11 protein-coding genes and 1 pseudogene are annotated in these 15,875 nt (G+C 45.0%); all 12 read right to left on the reverse strand.

Going from position 1 to position 15,875, the window contains the following annotated elements; genetic code table 11:
* Nucleotides 1-218: 218 nt before the first annotated feature.
* The gene (locus ACQ86K_RS16500) at nucleotides 219-1,826 is read right to left on the reverse strand and encodes an arylsulfatase (RefSeq protein ID WP_431198344.1); all 1,608 of its coding nucleotides are present in this window, start codon (nucleotides 1,824-1,826) and stop codon (nucleotides 219-221) included.
* A 19-nt stretch (nucleotides 1,827-1,845) separates the two neighbouring features.
* Nucleotides 1,846-3,291 carry a TIM-barrel domain-containing protein gene (locus tag ACQ86K_RS16505; protein ID WP_431198345.1) on the reverse strand — a complete coding sequence of 482 codons (1,446 nt, stop codon included), beginning with the start codon at nucleotides 3,289-3,291 and terminating at the stop codon, nucleotides 1,846-1,848.
* Nucleotides 3,267-4,313, reverse strand: a complete 1,047-nt coding sequence (locus tag ACQ86K_RS16510) for a hypothetical protein (RefSeq protein ID WP_431198346.1) — start codon at nucleotides 4,311-4,313, stop codon at nucleotides 3,267-3,269. Before ACQ86K_RS16510 ends, ACQ86K_RS16505 begins: the two co-directional genes overlap by 25 nt.
* Nucleotides 4,313-5,457, reverse strand: a pseudogene (locus ACQ86K_RS16515) (glycoside hydrolase family 88/105 protein). Before ACQ86K_RS16515 ends, ACQ86K_RS16510 begins: the two are co-directional and overlap by 1 nt.
* 43 nt (nucleotides 5,458-5,500) lie before the next feature.
* Nucleotides 5,501-7,642 carry a hypothetical protein gene (locus ACQ86K_RS16520; protein WP_091163579.1) on the reverse strand — a complete coding sequence of 714 codons (2,142 nt, stop codon included), beginning with the start codon at nucleotides 7,640-7,642 and terminating at the stop codon, nucleotides 5,501-5,503.
* 10 nt (nucleotides 7,643-7,652) lie between these two features.
* The gene (locus ACQ86K_RS16525) at nucleotides 7,653-8,453 is read right to left on the reverse strand and encodes a glycoside hydrolase family protein (protein ID WP_431198347.1); all 801 of its coding nucleotides are present in this window, start codon (nucleotides 8,451-8,453) and stop codon (nucleotides 7,653-7,655) included.
* Complete coding sequence (locus ACQ86K_RS16530) at nucleotides 8,417-8,725, reverse strand: hypothetical protein (RefSeq protein WP_431198348.1); 309 nt, start codon at nucleotides 8,723-8,725, stop codon at nucleotides 8,417-8,419. Before ACQ86K_RS16530 ends, ACQ86K_RS16525 begins: the two co-directional genes overlap by 37 nt.
* A gap of 26 nt (nucleotides 8,726-8,751) precedes the next feature.
* Nucleotides 8,752-9,558 (reverse strand): rhamnogalacturonan acetylesterase, encoded by an 807-nt coding sequence (locus ACQ86K_RS16535; RefSeq protein ID WP_091163574.1) that lies wholly within the window; start codon nucleotides 9,556-9,558, stop codon nucleotides 8,752-8,754.
* 14 nt (nucleotides 9,559-9,572) lie between these two features.
* Complete coding sequence (locus ACQ86K_RS16540) at nucleotides 9,573-10,340, reverse strand: rhamnogalacturonan acetylesterase (protein ID WP_091163571.1); 768 nt, start codon at nucleotides 10,338-10,340, stop codon at nucleotides 9,573-9,575.
* Nucleotide 10,341: 1 nt separating this feature from the next.
* Complete coding sequence (locus ACQ86K_RS16545) at nucleotides 10,342-13,278, reverse strand: exo-beta-1,4-galactosidase (RefSeq protein ID WP_256337359.1); 2,937 nt, start codon at nucleotides 13,276-13,278, stop codon at nucleotides 10,342-10,344.
* On the reverse strand, nucleotides 13,256-14,665 hold the full coding sequence (locus ACQ86K_RS16550; RefSeq protein ID WP_091163566.1) for a glycoside hydrolase family 28 protein: 1,410 nt from the start codon (nucleotides 14,663-14,665) through the stop codon (nucleotides 13,256-13,258). The genes ACQ86K_RS16545 and ACQ86K_RS16550 overlap by 23 nt, the downstream gene beginning before the upstream one ends.
* Before the next feature lie 196 nt (nucleotides 14,666-14,861).
* Nucleotides 14,862-15,752 (reverse strand): IS1595 family transposase, encoded by an 891-nt coding sequence (locus ACQ86K_RS16555; protein ID WP_189549506.1) that lies wholly within the window; start codon nucleotides 15,750-15,752, stop codon nucleotides 14,862-14,864.
* Nucleotides 15,753-15,875 lie beyond the last annotated feature (123 nt).

Genomic DNA, 15,875 nt, shown 5'->3' on the forward strand with positions numbered 1-15,875 from the left:
ATTGCAGTTCCTCTACCTCACCACCGGCTGTAATCCTGCTTATCGAAATAAAAAAATAGACGGCTCACCGATAGCAGCAGTGTAAACAGGGGCGGCGGGCCATCGTTATTTCATTGGTTTGTGGATGGGCATTAACGGTACTATGTGGAACTGAGCTAAAACATTGGCATTGGTAAAAGCGGGAATACACAAACTTAAAGCCAGTCTATACTTTTTAATTATTCACCTTTCGCTTTTGCTAACTTATCAAACTCCACAACACCAGCACGGGCGGCCCAGTCGCTATACATTGCTTCAAGTTCAGCTACTTTTTGAGGGTATTGGACACTCAGGTCATTTAGCTCGGAGCGGTCCGTGCTGATATTATAGAGTTCCCATTTATTTTCGGGGCGTTGCGATACCAGTTTCCAGTCGCCCTTCCTTACAGCACGATTGCCCTCGTGTTCAAAAAACAGCCCGTTATGTCCTTGCCACTTCTGGCCTTTAAATACCGGGACAAGACTTATACCCTCCGTGGGTGTAATGCTATTGCCATGATAAACTTTGGGATAAGTTGCTCCGGCCAGATCAAGGCAGGTAGCCATCAGATCGATAATGTGGGCAGGTTTATTGACTATTGCCCCCGGCTTAATCACATCGGGGAAATAAGCTATAAAAGGGGTAGCTGTGCCGCCCTCATATTCCCAGTGCTTAAACAAGCGAAAAGGCGTATCGCTCACATTGGCACCTAATGACCCGTACGATGTAAAAGATGTTGGATCACTTGCAGGCTTACTGTTTGCAGCCAGTACCTCGGAGGTAAAACCCGGTCCGGCAATAGTTTCATTACTGGCCCCATTGTCTGACAGGAACATGATCACCGTATTTTTATCCTCGCCCAGCTCTTTAAGTTTTTTCCTGATGCGGCCTATATTCTGATCCATCCGGTCAACCATCGCAGCGTATACGGCCATTTTAGTATCAAACTGCTCTTTTTCTTCAGGAGTAAGGCTATCCCATTCCGGTACGCTCTTATCCCTTGGCGAAAGCTTTTCATCTTTGCGAATGATACCTAATTGCTTTTGACGTTCAAGCCGTTCCTGCCTGAGTTTATCCCAACCTTTCAGGTACTTGCCTTTGTATTTGGCAATATCCTCAGGCAGCGCCTGAATTGGCCAGTGCGGACTGGTAAAAGCCATGTACAAAAAGAATGGCTTGCCTGTACCTTTATTACCCTCAATAAATTTAAGGGCATAATCGGCATAAGCATTGGTTGAATACCAGTTTGGTCCCGGTGTATATTCCTTATCATCTAAAGCAATGGTAAGCTTTTGATTAGGGCGGTACGGCATGGTTGGAGTAAAATAGCTGCTTGCACCGTCTATCAAACCAAAGTAATGATCAAAACCGCGTTTAACCGGCCAGCGCGAGGGGTCTGTACCCACATGCCATTTGCCTGCCATCAGCGTATTATAGCCACCTTCTTTAAGCGCTTCGGCTATGGTTACGCAGTTTTGGTTCAGGTAGCCCTGGTAAGCCGGTACATCGCGGTGGTTTACCATATCGCCTACCCCGGCCTGATGCTGATAAAGCCCAGTAAGTAACGACGCGCGGGTTGGGCAGCAGCGCGATGCGTTGTAAAACTGGGTCATGCGCAAACCACCTTTCGCCATCGCATCAAGATTGGGCGTTTGCGTGTCGGAGCCGAAACAGCCTATATCCGAGTAGCCCATATCATCGGCCAAAATAATAATGATGTTTGGCCGCTTAGCTGGTTGCTTATCCTGGGCAAATATTGGATTGCTTGCTACTGCAAAAAGAAAGATGGTTTGAAGGAACTTTTTCATAGGAGACGATTATCGCAATCTATTTAAAATTAAGGGTAATATCATCCCTGTTACTATTGGATGTTTTTATCCAAAGCAAATGATTGATTTTATCATAATACCAGCCAGCTGTTTTGTCTAATGCTTCAACATGATCAGCCGCTTTCAATGTTTCATTATTTTCTATTATTGAAGATGGAGCATTATCATAAGCCCAATGTATTTTTGTCAAATAAGTATGCTGCGCCGGGGTAAAGTTACCTGTGGGCTTTTTAATTTGCAGTTGCCAGCCATCGGCAGTATTGGTCACAGCAATTTGGGTGATCGCCTTGTCGCCCTGTTTATATTTTAAACTGATGCCATCATCTTCATACAACTTAAACTCAGATGCCTGGCCCAAAAACACGTCCAGCGTTATCACATCTACCGGTTTTTCATCCATGTATTTCATGGCCAGTTGCATTGGGATAATGCCTCCTGCTTTTACAAAAATGGGTAGATGATCTGGAGGGGTCAGGATATGGATATATTGCTTTCCGGTATATTTTATGCCCGTCCAATAGTCAAACCAAATTCCTTTTGGTAAATAAACAGTACGCGTTTGTGCGCCCTTTACAGTTACCGGGCAAACCATCATGTTGTCACCAAACAGGTATTGATCGGCTATATTGTAGGTATTGGGATCGTCCTGGTATTCCAGCACCAAAGCGCGCATAAGCGGCATACCGGTTTGATATTGCGTGTACGCATTGCTATAGATATAGGGAATCATCCTGTAACGCAGATCGTCGTACTTTTTAAAGTTAGCCAAAGCCTCAGCCCCATAATTCCAGGGTTCTTTATAGCCCGGATGGTCCATACCAAAAACCATAGCTACCGGACTAAACATACCAAACTGTACCCAACGCATGTATAATTCCGGATCGGCCGCGTGTTCAAAACCGCCCATGCAATGTGCCCAATATCCAACGCCCGACAGGCCAATATTTAACCCGGCTTTTATAACCGGAGCAAAGTATTGCCATTCGCTTGGCCAATCACCGGCAAAAATGAAGGGATAACGTTGGATCCCTGAATAACCTTCCCGGGTTTGATTTAATCCGCGAATGCCATTATATTCCTGAAATTTTAAATACGGAGCTTTAGCATAAGCGATGGGAAATACATTATGAAGTTGTGCCACTTCTCTACCAGTAGGCCCAACTTTTTCACTTTCATTGGCTAATGAACCAAAGGCACTGCCTTCATCTGTTTTCAGGAATTTAGCACCAATTGAGGCTACTTTCATCACGCCGTTATACCACCACCAGTTTGCAGCCCGCTGATCAAAAAAGTTCACAAACTCGCCTGGTTTGCCATTTTCGGGATAGGTAAAACCTTTGGCCTGTGCCTCATCAAGCAGGTTCAGATTTTTGGCGTTATCAAACCTTGGGCGGATATGCAGGCCCACCATTTTAAAGTTCATGGCATACAGGCTATCAAACATGGCTTTGGGATCCTTAAATGTTTCGCGCCATTCAAAGGAGGTAGCTCCTTTGCCCCCATTTTACCAAACAAGCGCCAGGTTGAATCGAGGAAAAGGATATCAACCGGGATCCCCATCTCGCGCATTTTGCGGGCCAGTTCTATTACATATCTGTCCGAAGTAAGTTCCTCATGTCCCCAGGTGCCGCCGCTATAAGTGCCCATATGCAAACCGAAGGCAAACCTCGGCAACAATGGCGATTTACCTGTGATGCTTAAATAACTGCTTAAAATAACCGGGAACGTTGGACCGTAAATAAAGTAGTAATCCAATTCGCCATCATTCGCTTTAAAGCTGTATTCATCATCAGTTTTGCTACCCATATCCCATTCGGTAGCTGATGAATTATGCAGATAGATGCCATAGCCCTTAGTGCTCATAAAAAATGGCACCGGGCAGTAGTTAGCTTCGTTGATATTATAAGCGCCAAGCAAATTATTTTTGCTTTTTCCCCGGCCCACGTTCAGCTTTACCAGTTTGTTACGCTGTTCGGTAAAATCCATGCGCTCACCAAAGCCAAAGAAATGCTCATCGGGAAGCAAGTCTTTAGTACACATAACCATATCACCTATGTGATGCAAACCTCCATTTTGTTTACTATCAGGCACGTACTCTGATGATAACATCACGCCCTTGCTGTCTGCGACATTAATTATAAACGGTGATTTAATTACCGTGATAATCAAGGCCGACGTTTGGATTATGTATGCCGATTTAGCATCAGTTATTTTATAATCAACAGCGGGCCACGTATAATTTTCCTGCATTAAGTGCTCATCCGGTGCAAATTTGCGGCTCCAACTGGCCCTTACCCGAAACATGGATGCTGAGCACAACTCAATTTTAACATCTCCGTTGGCGTTACTGAATAACAAGGTGTTGCCATCTTTTTTGTATCCGGATTTATTGCTGCCAATACCCGTTTGCGCAAAGGCAGTCACCCCGATTAAAACAAAAGCTAAAAACAAGGATACCTTTTTCATTATTTGCTCAGTTTATAAACTTCGCTGCCGGCCAACAGGAAACACCCCAAACCATAATCTTCAAAATCGGGCACATTATTGTACCCTACCGGCTGTCCGTCTTTTGGCTCTTTGCCTGTTCCCTGTACAAAACCCAGCATGCCATCCGGATGCAGGCACTCTTTTGCAATGGCATTCCATGCTTTGAAAACTATTGGCAGATAGGTTTTCTTTTTAAGGATCCCATGATTGATCCCCCAGGCCATACCGTAAGTAAACAAAGCCGTGCCCGATAGTTCCTTACCGCCAAAATTGGTCGAGTCCTTCAGGCTCACATTCCAATAGCCATCAGCACGTTGCAGAGGCACCAAAGCCTCAATCATTTCTTTATAAACCGATAAGTATTCATTGCGATGAGGTGCATTTTTAGACATAACTTCTAACACGCGCAGCATGGCAGCCACTACCCAACCGTTCCCGCGCGACCAGTAGCAATCCGCTCCGTTAGGCTCTTTATATGGGGGTACAAAGTCTTTATCACGCCACCAAAGATGATCGACCGTGTTATACAATCCTTTGCCACCGTGAACGGTTTTTGAGTAATTGTAGATGTCGAACATCTTTTCATAATACTTATTGTCGTTATACACCGCACCGAGCCTGGCATATACCGGCATAGCCATTTGCAGCGCATCTATCCAGTTCCAGTCATCCTTTTTTCGCTGTTCACCATCAGGTCGATGCTTTGCTTTATTTTTTCAATGCGTTCTGGCTTTTTATCTACCAGGTAAAGATCGATATAGGTTTGCCCGCAGCATTGATTGTCGGCATTACGGGTATCAACAGCGCCACGAGGGCTCCACTGATGTTTTTCGCCCCAATCAACTGCATAATCATAGTACCTTTTTTGAGGATCGATTTTATACATCGCCATCAGCCCTTCGTAATAAACAGCCCTCGTCCACAAATTGCTGGTACGGGTGACATTTTTTACGGTAACAGACGTTCCCGGATCCGGCCATTTCTGCATAAAATAATTATTGGCCAGGGCCATACCGGCCAACACCTCTGTTTTTGCAGGCAGTTGGGCAAATGCACTACCTATCATACCCATAACAGCGCATGCGCTTAATACCGTTTTTATTGTAAGCAATAATTTATTCATATCGTAGATTTTATATATCCATTCTAAAAAGACACGTTAAACATTAAGGCATTTTCCTGAGCCCTTCCCACCTTACTTTCCACTTCCCATCTTTTGGGAAACCGGGATTTACAGTGGTTGAGCCATCCCAGCCGGCACACATCATGGCTACAGCGGCCAGTAAACCACCGTTGCCAGGCAGGTACATGCGTAATCGCCCGTCCTGGTAATTGTGGCCGTTGGCTAAGTAAGTATTGGTTTTTATGGGCATAAACAAAGCATCGACAGCTTTATCAGGCATATTTAAACGGGCTGCTGTCATGGCAGTCATTGGGAAATCCCAGCCCCAGGTATCCTTCCAATCCCATACATCCCAAACCAGGTTAAAGGTTTCCTTCATTACCACGGTATCCAGTTTATCATTATAGGGCAGCATACCATAAGCAGCCAATACTGCCGGGTGGTCTGTTTTTAATTTAGGATTAGTATAGGCATCGGGCGAGCTTTCAGCAGCGAGGTAAACGCCATCCTTTTGGGGTAACCGGGCCAATTTATCCAGGATTTGGGCATACTTTTTATCCGGCTGCAAGCCCAGGCGTTTGAGCCATTGCTGGGCGGTATTTAAAGCCCAGCGCCAGTATTGCAACTCATAGGTTGGATTATATGTTTCTTCGGGCTTGTAACGTTCCTGCGCCAGGATAATTCCTTTGCCTAAATTATACCGGTCATGCTCCTTATCATAAGTGGGAAACGAGGCCATAAAATCTGCATCGGCCAGTACAAGGTCTTTATATTTGTCGAGGGTTTCCTTATTTGGGTGCGCGCGGTAGTCCAGCTCAGCAAAATAAATAAAATGCGGTTGCTGCCAGATCAGGAATGCCCCTACCGATGATGGGCTTTCATTGCCATCGGGATCGGTCATTTTTTGCCAGCGGATGCCATCATATCCTTGTCTTTTGGCGATAGCCCTGGCATTGGCTTTTACGTGATGGTACCAGTCCAAACTGTTTTCGAGCAATTTCTCTCTGCCCCATAGTGCAAAATGGATCCCGTGCCACCAGTGCATCTCGAGGTGCGGTTTACCATACCAGCTGTTATACGTTAAGCCGGTTTCCTGCGGGGGCTGATGACCAGAACATTGTATTTTGGTAAGATATTGAGACAGCACCACCCTGCGTTCCAGTTCCTTTGCGCGGGGATCGGTACTGCCACTGAAATCGACCGCACCTCCGCTTTGCCAAAAGGCTTTCCATTGCTGTATGCTGTTGGCTTGCGTTTGGGCAAAACCAGGTAAAGCCGCAGTGGATTTCTTTGGATTAAACGAACAGGTAAACGTCAGTTCAGCGGCTTTATCCAGAGGCGTTAACACAAACTGATGGGCAGCAGTATGCTTAACCGAAGCTACACCGTTCCAGGCGAGGCGAACAAAATATTGGCTGGTATCCAAACGATGAATGATGGTAGCCTCGCTGGCACCGGAACCAACAATTGCCGAATAGTGTTTTTGCGGATTTTTCCAGTTATCGCCATAGTCGGCAAACTGATTGGTGGGGAAAGGGAAACATAGCCTTACCTTAAGTCTCCCCTGCGCTAACAATGGCGATTGTACTTTCACAGCTATCAGATCCTGCCCCTGGTGCGCATAGGTTTCAACTTTTACCTGTTCGCCGTCAAAAGTAAATGAGCTGCTGATGCACCCTGTCCACAAATTAAGTTCCTGCCGGATATTTTGAATATCGGTTATCTGTGCCTCGCTCACATCCTTATGCAATAACAGGAAACCAAGGTTACCCAATTGCAGGCGATGTACATTTTCCCTGAACCAATTGGCAGCATTCCTGTTACGGCCGGGCTGGTTCCATTGTATCGAATAACTTACGTTACGGCCATTGAGCGTATAGGTTTTTAAAGTTTCATCAAACTTGTAGCCTGCTGTATCTTTAAAGCTGTGCCAGCCCCACTCTGATTGTGTTCCTAAGGGAATGCCCTTATCGTAATGTTCAGGAAAAGTTTGCAAGCCGGTAGCATCAACCGTAAAAGCAAATCGACCATTACCAACCGAGAGAGGAGAAAGCGTATCCGTGCCACTATTTATGACATTGTGCCTTTGCACCAAAGCCTTACGGTCAATTTTATTTTGCGCCCTCAATAAAACCGGCCAAACAACAACAAATAATGCAAAATATACGGGCAGTATTTTCTTCATGTTGAGGATGCTATGATTCTATTTTAAATATGAATGGCGATGCTGTCATGTATTTACCGCCCTGCGATGTAGTAAACATGTAAGTGGGTTTACCATTTTGAAATAAAAGCTGAGGCCTTTCAAACCTGCCGTATTTATTCAAATATTTCGGTGGCGGTGGTTGATTGATATGGTAATAATCGGCGTTAAAATAGCCAATCTCCGGTTCGCCCCATTTTTTACCGGTTTTTGATTCCATGTATAAACCATACTGGTGATTAAATACCCCCATGTCCCGGGCAAGCATTCTAAAGCGTCCCCTGTCAAGCCAAACAAAAGCATCCTCCAACTGGGCATTATTGCCTCGTCCCGAAAAATCTATAACCGGGTTGCCATCATACTTGATATAAGGGCCTTCCAGCTTATCGGCAATAGCTAAACCATATTTACGGTTCCCCTTTACCAATGGGTCGGTTGATGTTTCATATTCTTTGGTGTTCCATGATTTATAAAACAGCCAATATTGCCCGTTGGGATGTTTAACAAACGCGGGGTTTGTAGTACAATGATCGTCCCATGCACCTTCGGGACCGGGCAGCAACAGTGGTTCATCCGGACGGGTCCAGGGGCCGTCAAGCGAATCGGCTGTAGCCAGGCCTATTCGTTTTGTATTGGTTTTACCGTTGGAGTTGCCCATAAAAAACAGGCAATATTTACCATCAACTACTTTTATCGACGGGTTATGACAGGTAGTAGCATCCCAATAACCCGGACCACGCGGGGCGAGGATTGTTTCTAAAAACTTATACTCGCTTTCCGGCGTATCTGCCACAGCATGGCATATTTCAGATCCGTTGATCCATCCGCCCATTTTTTTGAAGCAATCCATCTTGAAAAAAATACGTGGATCCTGCCATCAGGTCCCTCTATCGGGCTATTGCACCAAACGTAATAACCCTCCATTTCCAGCTTACGGCCAACAGGCTTCAGTTTTTTAGCGAATGCCGAAACATGATCATTTGGATTACCAAAAGCCAAACCCGGCAATAACGCCATTGCCGAAGCCATACTTAACTGTTCAATAAAATCTCTTCTTTTCATCATCCGGACACAATCAATTACAGAACCTGTTACTTCAGATATTTATTGAGCGCCAACTGATTGAACGATCGGATGCCCTGAATAACCATGCTGGCATTTAGCTGCGCACCCGGCTCAAGTGTATGCGTGGCATCAGTACCGAAGTAAGTTGATTTAACTTTTGCTTCGCCCTCCTGGTCATAATCATCGGCAATCAGTTTGTTTAGGTCGATGAAAAACGCCCCGGTTTGTTCGCCCAACTCACGTGCCCATTGCCCATAGCTGTTTTCATTATTGCGGCCTGCAGATTTGCCATCTTTCCACACATTACGGGGTATAGGCGAACAAATAATAGGCGTTGCGCCCTTCGCTTTAATATCCGCAATAAATTTGCGCATATACCAGCCGTAGGTATGTACCACCTCTTTTACTTTCCGTATCGGGTTGTATATTTCCTGCTGTTCGCCGCCAATACCTTTGATAGTTCCGCGGGCCCGGGCTGTGTCATCAAGCGCGCCGCTATCATTATGGCCAAACTGCATGATCACAAAGTCGCCGGGTTTGATTTTAACCAATACCTTGTCCCACAAACCCATAGTTTGGAAGGTGCGGCTGCTGGTGCCCCCAAGCGCGTCATTTTCGACCGTTATTTTTGTTGTATCAAAATAAGGGGCTATGTAATTCCCCCATCCCCATAAACCACCATCGCCTTTGCCTTTACCATTTTTTACAGTCGAATCGCCTATCAGGTAAAAGGTTGGCTTATCGGCAGGTTTCATCAACATAAAAGAAGATAACAGCATAACCAGGACAAGCAATAAGCCTAAGCCGGCATTTGTACGGATCATATTTTTCATAGCAGCCCGAAATTTTAGTTTTTAAGGTATTTATTCAGAGAGTTTACGGGATTGGCCCGGATGCCATCAACTACTGATTCTGCATTTATAGTAGCGCCCATCTTGTTAGTATGGGTATGATCTCCGGGGAAAAATTTCTTAACCGAATCAGCTCCCCATTGATCATATTTATCGGCAGTGATATGGTTCATATCAATAAAGATGGCACCTTCCTGCTGTGCCACTTCTTGTGCCCATTTACCATAATCATTATCGGCACGAATAACTTTGCCATCACGAAATTCATTACGAGGGATCATGGACAGTACTATAGGTGTTGCACCTTTAGCTTTGGTATCCCTTATAAATTTGTGAAAATACCAGCCATAGGTATGTACTGTTTCTTTGGTACCATTAGGCCAGGTAAGCTCTACCGTTTCATTACCTGTACCCTTTAATACACCCCGATAACCGGCTTTTGTGGTATCGGGCTTACTGCCTTCATTATGACCAAATACCATCATCACATAATCGCCCGGTTTTAATAATGAATCAACCTTGTTCCAGCGGCCTTCCTTTATAAAAGTGCGCGTGCTGCGACCAGCCATGGCATGGTTTTCAATATTGATCTTTGCCAGATCGAAATAGTATGGGATAATGCTTCCCCAGCCCCATGTTTCTTTATCGTTGTTATGCGTGGTAGAATCGCCAATTAAATAAATGGTTGGCTTTTGCTGATTGATAAAAGACAGGCCGGCAAAGGCCATTATTAATAAAGCTAAAACTGGTTTCAATACTTTCATATTACTTTTTTATGTTTTTAGGCTTCAGTTCGTCAGGTGCGCCGTTGGTATAGGACACAAACACCTCTTTTGAAGCAGTTTTGAAAAGATCATCAACAGTTTCCATCGAAATGCTGTCAGCAGGTTTAAACTGCGGTGACGACATATATTTTAAAATGCTGTAATATAATTGCTTTGCCGCCGGCCTGTCTTCGCCGGTTGTTGGCGAAAGATCGGCACTGCTCACCATCAGGCTCCCCTTACCCACCCTGACTTCAAAGAGCAATGCCAAACGGCGGTTCATGAACCAGGTATCAATAGGCTGAATAACCGGGCGGAATGTTGCCGGAAAATCTTCCAGGTGCATTACCTGCACATTCGAGAGGATATCCCACCATTGTATTTCACTATAGGATGATGTCGGGAAATCATTAAACGCAGGATGCTTAGGATCGCACACAAAACCAAGCGTATGCGGAGGGCGCATTTTAAACCAGGAGGTATTCCAGAAAACAGGAGTAAATGATTGTATAATTTCCTTGCCCTTTATTACCTTACCCGAGGCATTCAGAAATACTTTGCCGCCATTATTGAGTACCTCTTTGGCCTTATCATCCAGCGAAGTAGTATAATACACATCGGTTTTCACAGCAGGCAAGTTTGCGGGATACACCCAAAAATCCCAGTCGTTTACATATTGAGTGTTAGGCACGGCTACTTCAAGGTTCAGTTTTACCGGCGATTTTATTTTTGATAAAGCCACACTAATCACTCCTGCCTGCTGGCAGTTACCCATTACATAGCTTTTTTTATCAAGCACACCTTCGCTAATCACTTTATGTTGCGCATCGGTTAATTTCCAGTTCATCGCGGTTGTCATAGGCTTGCTATAGTTAAACAGCTCAACCTGCGCTTTTAGCGTTTCGTTGTTTTGATATACAAACTTTTCGGTACGGATAAGCGGCACTGTTGCATTGCAAAACCGGGCAAACTGCCTTGCTGTAATATAGCCCTTACTATCCCAAAAGGCATTGAGTACACCAACCAGGGCAGTACCCTGTCCCGGATAGTCATTTAACGAAAGCAACTGAAAGCCCGAATAGCCGGGTGTACGCATGGCTTTTTCAATTTCGTGCTTATAACATAAAGCCTGTAATTTTCCCGAAGCCATCAGGAATTTTTCGGCCTCATCGGCCATTCCATGATCTTGGAGGTCTTCCTGAAAAAGTTCAAAGTTTTTGGCTTTATATATCCCCGTATATTTCCTGATTTCCTTAAAATCGGGGAAAGCACAATATTGCCCCATCTCATGGGCCACAAAGGGCACATTAAACTGAGCTATCTGTTTGCTGTAATCAGAGTAACTTTCGGGCCGCTGGTTCCAGGCCAAACCACGCGCACCCGCACGGGCCATATATTCGTTATTGAGGATTACCGGCCAACTACCGCCTACCGCCGCTCCTGTGTAAAGCCTGCGCGGATCTTTAGCTTTCCAGTAATCAACAAATTTAGTAAGGTATTCTACCTGTTTACCGCTTGGCTCATTACCATAAGCCATCATACAAAACGAAGGATGATTACCGTACCACTTAACCATGCGGTTTGTTTCGTCATAAATATATTGGTCGATAGGCCGCCCCACACCCAAACCACTGCCATGATTTGCCCATGACGGCCCTTCCACATGCAAGTAGAAGCCGGCTTTATCAGCTGCATCGAAAGCAGCCTCAGGCGGGCACCAGGAGTGAAACCGCATGTGGTTAAGCCCGTGTTCCCTGCAAATCTTAAAGATCCGGTCCCATTCTGCTTCGGTAGTAGGCGGATAACCGGTAAGCGGGAACTCACAGTTATTCACCGTACCACGCAGAAAAACGGGTTTGCCATTTATGGTAAATGTTTTTCCATCGGCCTTAAACTCATGCATGCCAAAATCCACCTGCCTTGTATCTGTTGATCCATCCGCAGTGTGCAGCGTTGCTGTAAGCCGGTATAAAACCGGATTAAATTCATCCCATGTCTGCATTTTTACGCCCATCGGCAAGTCAATCGTTAACTCTGCTACACTATCCTTGATATCAACAGGCTTACTTACAACTGGTATTAGCTGTAAAACCGGGCTATTAAATGCTTTGGCCGAAACTGTGATTTTACCGTTAGCAGTTCCCCTTTCGGTTTTAATCAGTATTTTGATATGGGCTGTTTTTTGTTTCAGATCAGGGTATACCTGGATCTCATCCAGCCAGGTCTGGTCTCCGGCTCTCAGCTCCATTTTGCCGATCACGCCATTCCAGTTGCCCTGTGTATGATCAGTAATACTATGTGAATCGGGTCCTACGTTGATCGCTTTAACGCGGTTATCAATACAAAGTGTAATTTGATGTTTTCCGGGCGATAGTTTGTTTCCCAGATCAAATTGATGCGGGGCTACCAGGCTGTTTTGCATCCCAATTTCGGTATCATCAACCCATAACCTGGTTTCGGTATGAGCCCGTTCGAGAAAAAGCACAAGGTGTTTGTTTTTCCAATCTGCAGGGATAATTACTTCTTTTTTATACCATGCAGCTCCTGTATAGTGTTTCGGCGGTGTAAGCCAGAAAGGTATTTTGAGGTTGCCAGGCACCCGGTACTTAGCTAAACGCGGGTTATAAAACCATGAACTGTCATAAATACTTCCTGTCCATTTTGTTTTAAGGCTGATGTCATCTCCTTTTAAGTTTTGGATCATGGAGCCTGGCAAATGGATAGTATCCGTAAGCGGTCTCAAGAACCATTTCTCTTCAATCCCCTTATCGGCCGAATCCATCTGAAACTGCCACCGGCCTGCCAGCGAAATAACACTACCTCTCTTTTGTGCCGAAGGAACTGACCAGGCACTAAAAAGCAATGCCAAACCTGCTCCCACGCAAACAAGAATTCTCTTTAAAAACTTGTATTTATTATTGACCTGCGCCGGCATCATTTAAATTAAGTTTTGTGTTATCCTGAGTATTGATCTGTGAGTTTTTCCACTCCCATGCCTGTGCAAACTGCACATCACCTGCAGTACCCGCCTCAATATTAACTCTATCAAAATGAAAATTTTGCATAGTTGATTCTTTAAGCCCAATAGCATTAATGGCCTTTTTAGCGCCGGTAACTTTAATATTTGAAATATAAACATCCTTAAAGTGCGGGATCCCTTTTTCCGCGGGATCCACTTTATGCAGGATCTTTTTCCAATGATCGGGCAGCGTTGCTTCATTGTAACCATCGGGTAATTTAGAATAGCTGTAGCTTGGGTTCCAGTTCATAGTGATTTGAAAAGCCGTGCCTACGCCATTCATGGTTATGTTTGTAAAGTGGATATCCTCAACCGTGCCGCCGCGCGTAATTGCAGATTTAATGTTTAACCCATTACTGGTTCCGTTACCTGTAAGGTCGGTGGCAAGCACATGCCTGATCCCGCCCGAAGTTTCGCTGCCGCAGGTAAGCAATCCTGCCCCCGCCCTTGATACACATTTGCGGATCACCACATATTCGGTCGGTTTATTTACCCGCAACCCATCCCAATCCCTGCCGGCTTTAAGGCAAAAATCATCGTCGTTACAATCAATATCGCAGTTTTGCACAAGGATCCAGCTGGACGAATCTATATCTATGCCATCTGTCGATGGCCCATGCCCATCAACGTTATTGCGGATGGTGATGCCATCAACAGTTACATGATCTGAGTAAAGCAACTGCACCGTCCAGAACCCCGCCTGTTGCAACGTAACATTTTTAATGGTAACATCTGCCGAGTTGGAAACCAGCAACGTACGCGGACGCTTGGCGTCGTAGTCAACTATCCAGCGTAAACCTTTAGGGTCATATTCGGCCCGCATTTTCCGGTAGAGGTCCCAAAATGGTTTACCCTGTGCGTTTACCAGTCCTTTCCCGGTAATTGCCACATTGGCTTGCCCGGCTATGTTGATCAAAGCGGCAGGCCATTTCATTTCAATACCGGCAACGCGGGTATCAATTTCGGGGTAATCTTTCAGGTCCTGGCTACCCAACAACGTTACTCCCTCATCAATATTGAGGCAAACATTATTCTTTAAAAAAATGGAACCTGTCAAATATTTACCGGGTTTAAATGAGACTATACCACCTCCTTTTGCCGAGCATTGGTCAATAGTTTTTTGTATCGCTACTGTATTTACGGTGTTGCCATCGTTAGCCGCACCATTGTCATTAACATACCACACTACTGTTTTTTGCGGCGCATGCCTGGCCCCAACCTTTTTTGCCCAGTCCAGGTTAGTTTGCCCGTTTACTGCATTCGCGGCAATAACTATCAGGAAAACAGAATAACGTAATAATTTCATAGGTAAGCTTATTCTTTAAATGGTTTATCCCCCCAAGCAGGCATAGCCGTCAACCTAAGGTATAAAAAGCGGGGGAACGTGCGATTCCCCTCTTGAGAGGAGCTGAGGGGTGTGTCTCTGCTTTGATAAACCTACTGCAGAAACACACCCCTGCTACCACTCTCCCTCCGCGCCCCCTCTCAAGAGTAATAGCCCATCAAGAGGCAGTAGCCATTTTGTTAATTAAAAAGTTAAACACCTGGTTATTGCCTCTATTGTTATATTTAAATGTGAACTCATTCAGGTATGATTGCAAATGTCTGAGCGATACTTTATGGTATTGACCATATATCCCCCGTTTTAACAATGTCCAAAAGCCCTCAATCGTATTGGTGTGATACTCTCCCCGGGCATACTCTTCTTTTTCCTTGTTTAATACCTGATGTTCACGGAATATTTTATTTAAACCGGCATATCCACCAAAGCCGTCCGTTACAATAGTAGCATCTGTGCTCACTGATTGTTCAACAATGGGTTTGAGCGTTTTCCCATGTGCCTTATCTATGACCTGAAGCTTTAGACGGCCATCCCGCTCCAATAACCCAATCACGGGCTGTTTATCCTGCATGCCGGTGACCTGCAAATTATTATCGCGCCTTTCCTGCCGCTTTTTCTTTGAGTGATTGGCTTTTTTACCACCTAAATAAGTCTCATCTACCTCAACAATACCCTTAAACAAACCGCCATCCCCGCCGTCCCGCATGGCTTCCCGTATCCGCATCTGCAAATACCAGCCTGTCTTACGATTGCATCCCAGATCCCTGCTTAACTGACGTGCAGATAACCCCTTTTTCGCATTCAGCATTAATGAAATAGCCAAAAACCATTGCGGCAAAGGAAGTTTGGTGCCCTCGAAAACAGTGCCGACCAAAACGCTATAGCTGCGGTTACAGCTATTGCAAATATGCCGTTGGCTTTCCTGGCGCTTGCTGCTCCGTTTGCTGTTGCAATACGGGCATTCTGGCAATCCTTGCCATCTTAATCCTTCAAGATAGTCTATGCAACTGGACTGATCTGGAAAACGCTTAATCGTCTCTATGATATTCATTATCATAAATATACAAATTATTCCTGCCTTTTCATGGGCTATTACTCTCTCAAGAGGGAATTTCCAAATCTTCTATTCAATCCCCACATAAATTGACGGCTATACCCAAGCAGGGGATAAACC

The organism is Mucilaginibacter sp. P19, assembly GCF_050632265.1.
GTDB lineage: Bacteria > Bacteroidota > Bacteroidia > Sphingobacteriales > Sphingobacteriaceae > Mucilaginibacter > Mucilaginibacter gossypii.

Bases quoted from the DNA above. Each gene is read 5' to 3' on its own strand.
- ACQ86K_RS16510 (WP_431198346.1), bottom strand. From the start codon at position 4,313: ATGAAAAAGGTATCCTTGTTTTTAGCTTTTGTTTTAATCGGGGTGACT.
- ACQ86K_RS16545 (WP_256337359.1), bottom strand. From the start codon at position 13,278: ATGATGCCGGCGCAGGTCAATAATAAATACAAGTTTTTAAAGAGAATT.
- ACQ86K_RS16500 (WP_431198344.1), bottom strand. From the start codon at position 1,826: ATGAAAAAGTTCCTTCAAACCATCTTTCTTTTTGCAGTAGCAAGCAAT.
- ACQ86K_RS16550 (WP_091163566.1), bottom strand. From the start codon at position 14,665: ATGAAATTATTACGTTATTCTGTTTTCCTGATAGTTATTGCCGCGAAT.
- ACQ86K_RS16535 (WP_091163574.1), bottom strand. From the start codon at position 9,558: ATGAAAAATATGATCCGTACAAATGCCGGCTTAGGCTTATTGCTTGTC.
- ACQ86K_RS16530 (WP_431198348.1), bottom strand. From the start codon at position 8,725: ATGATGAAAAGAAGAGATTTTATTGAACAGTTAAGTATGGCTTCGGCA.
- ACQ86K_RS16520 (WP_091163579.1), bottom strand. From the start codon at position 7,642: ATGAAGAAAATACTGCCCGTATATTTTGCATTATTTGTTGTTGTTTGG.
- ACQ86K_RS16505 (WP_431198345.1), bottom strand. From the start codon at position 3,291: ATGTTTGATAGCCTGTATGCCATGAACTTTAAAATGGTGGGCCTGCAT.
- ACQ86K_RS16540 (WP_091163571.1), bottom strand. From the start codon at position 10,340: ATGAAAGTATTGAAACCAGTTTTAGCTTTATTAATAATGGCCTTTGCC.
- ACQ86K_RS16555 (WP_189549506.1), bottom strand. From the start codon at position 15,752: ATGAATATCATAGAGACGATTAAGCGTTTTCCAGATCAGTCCAGTTGC.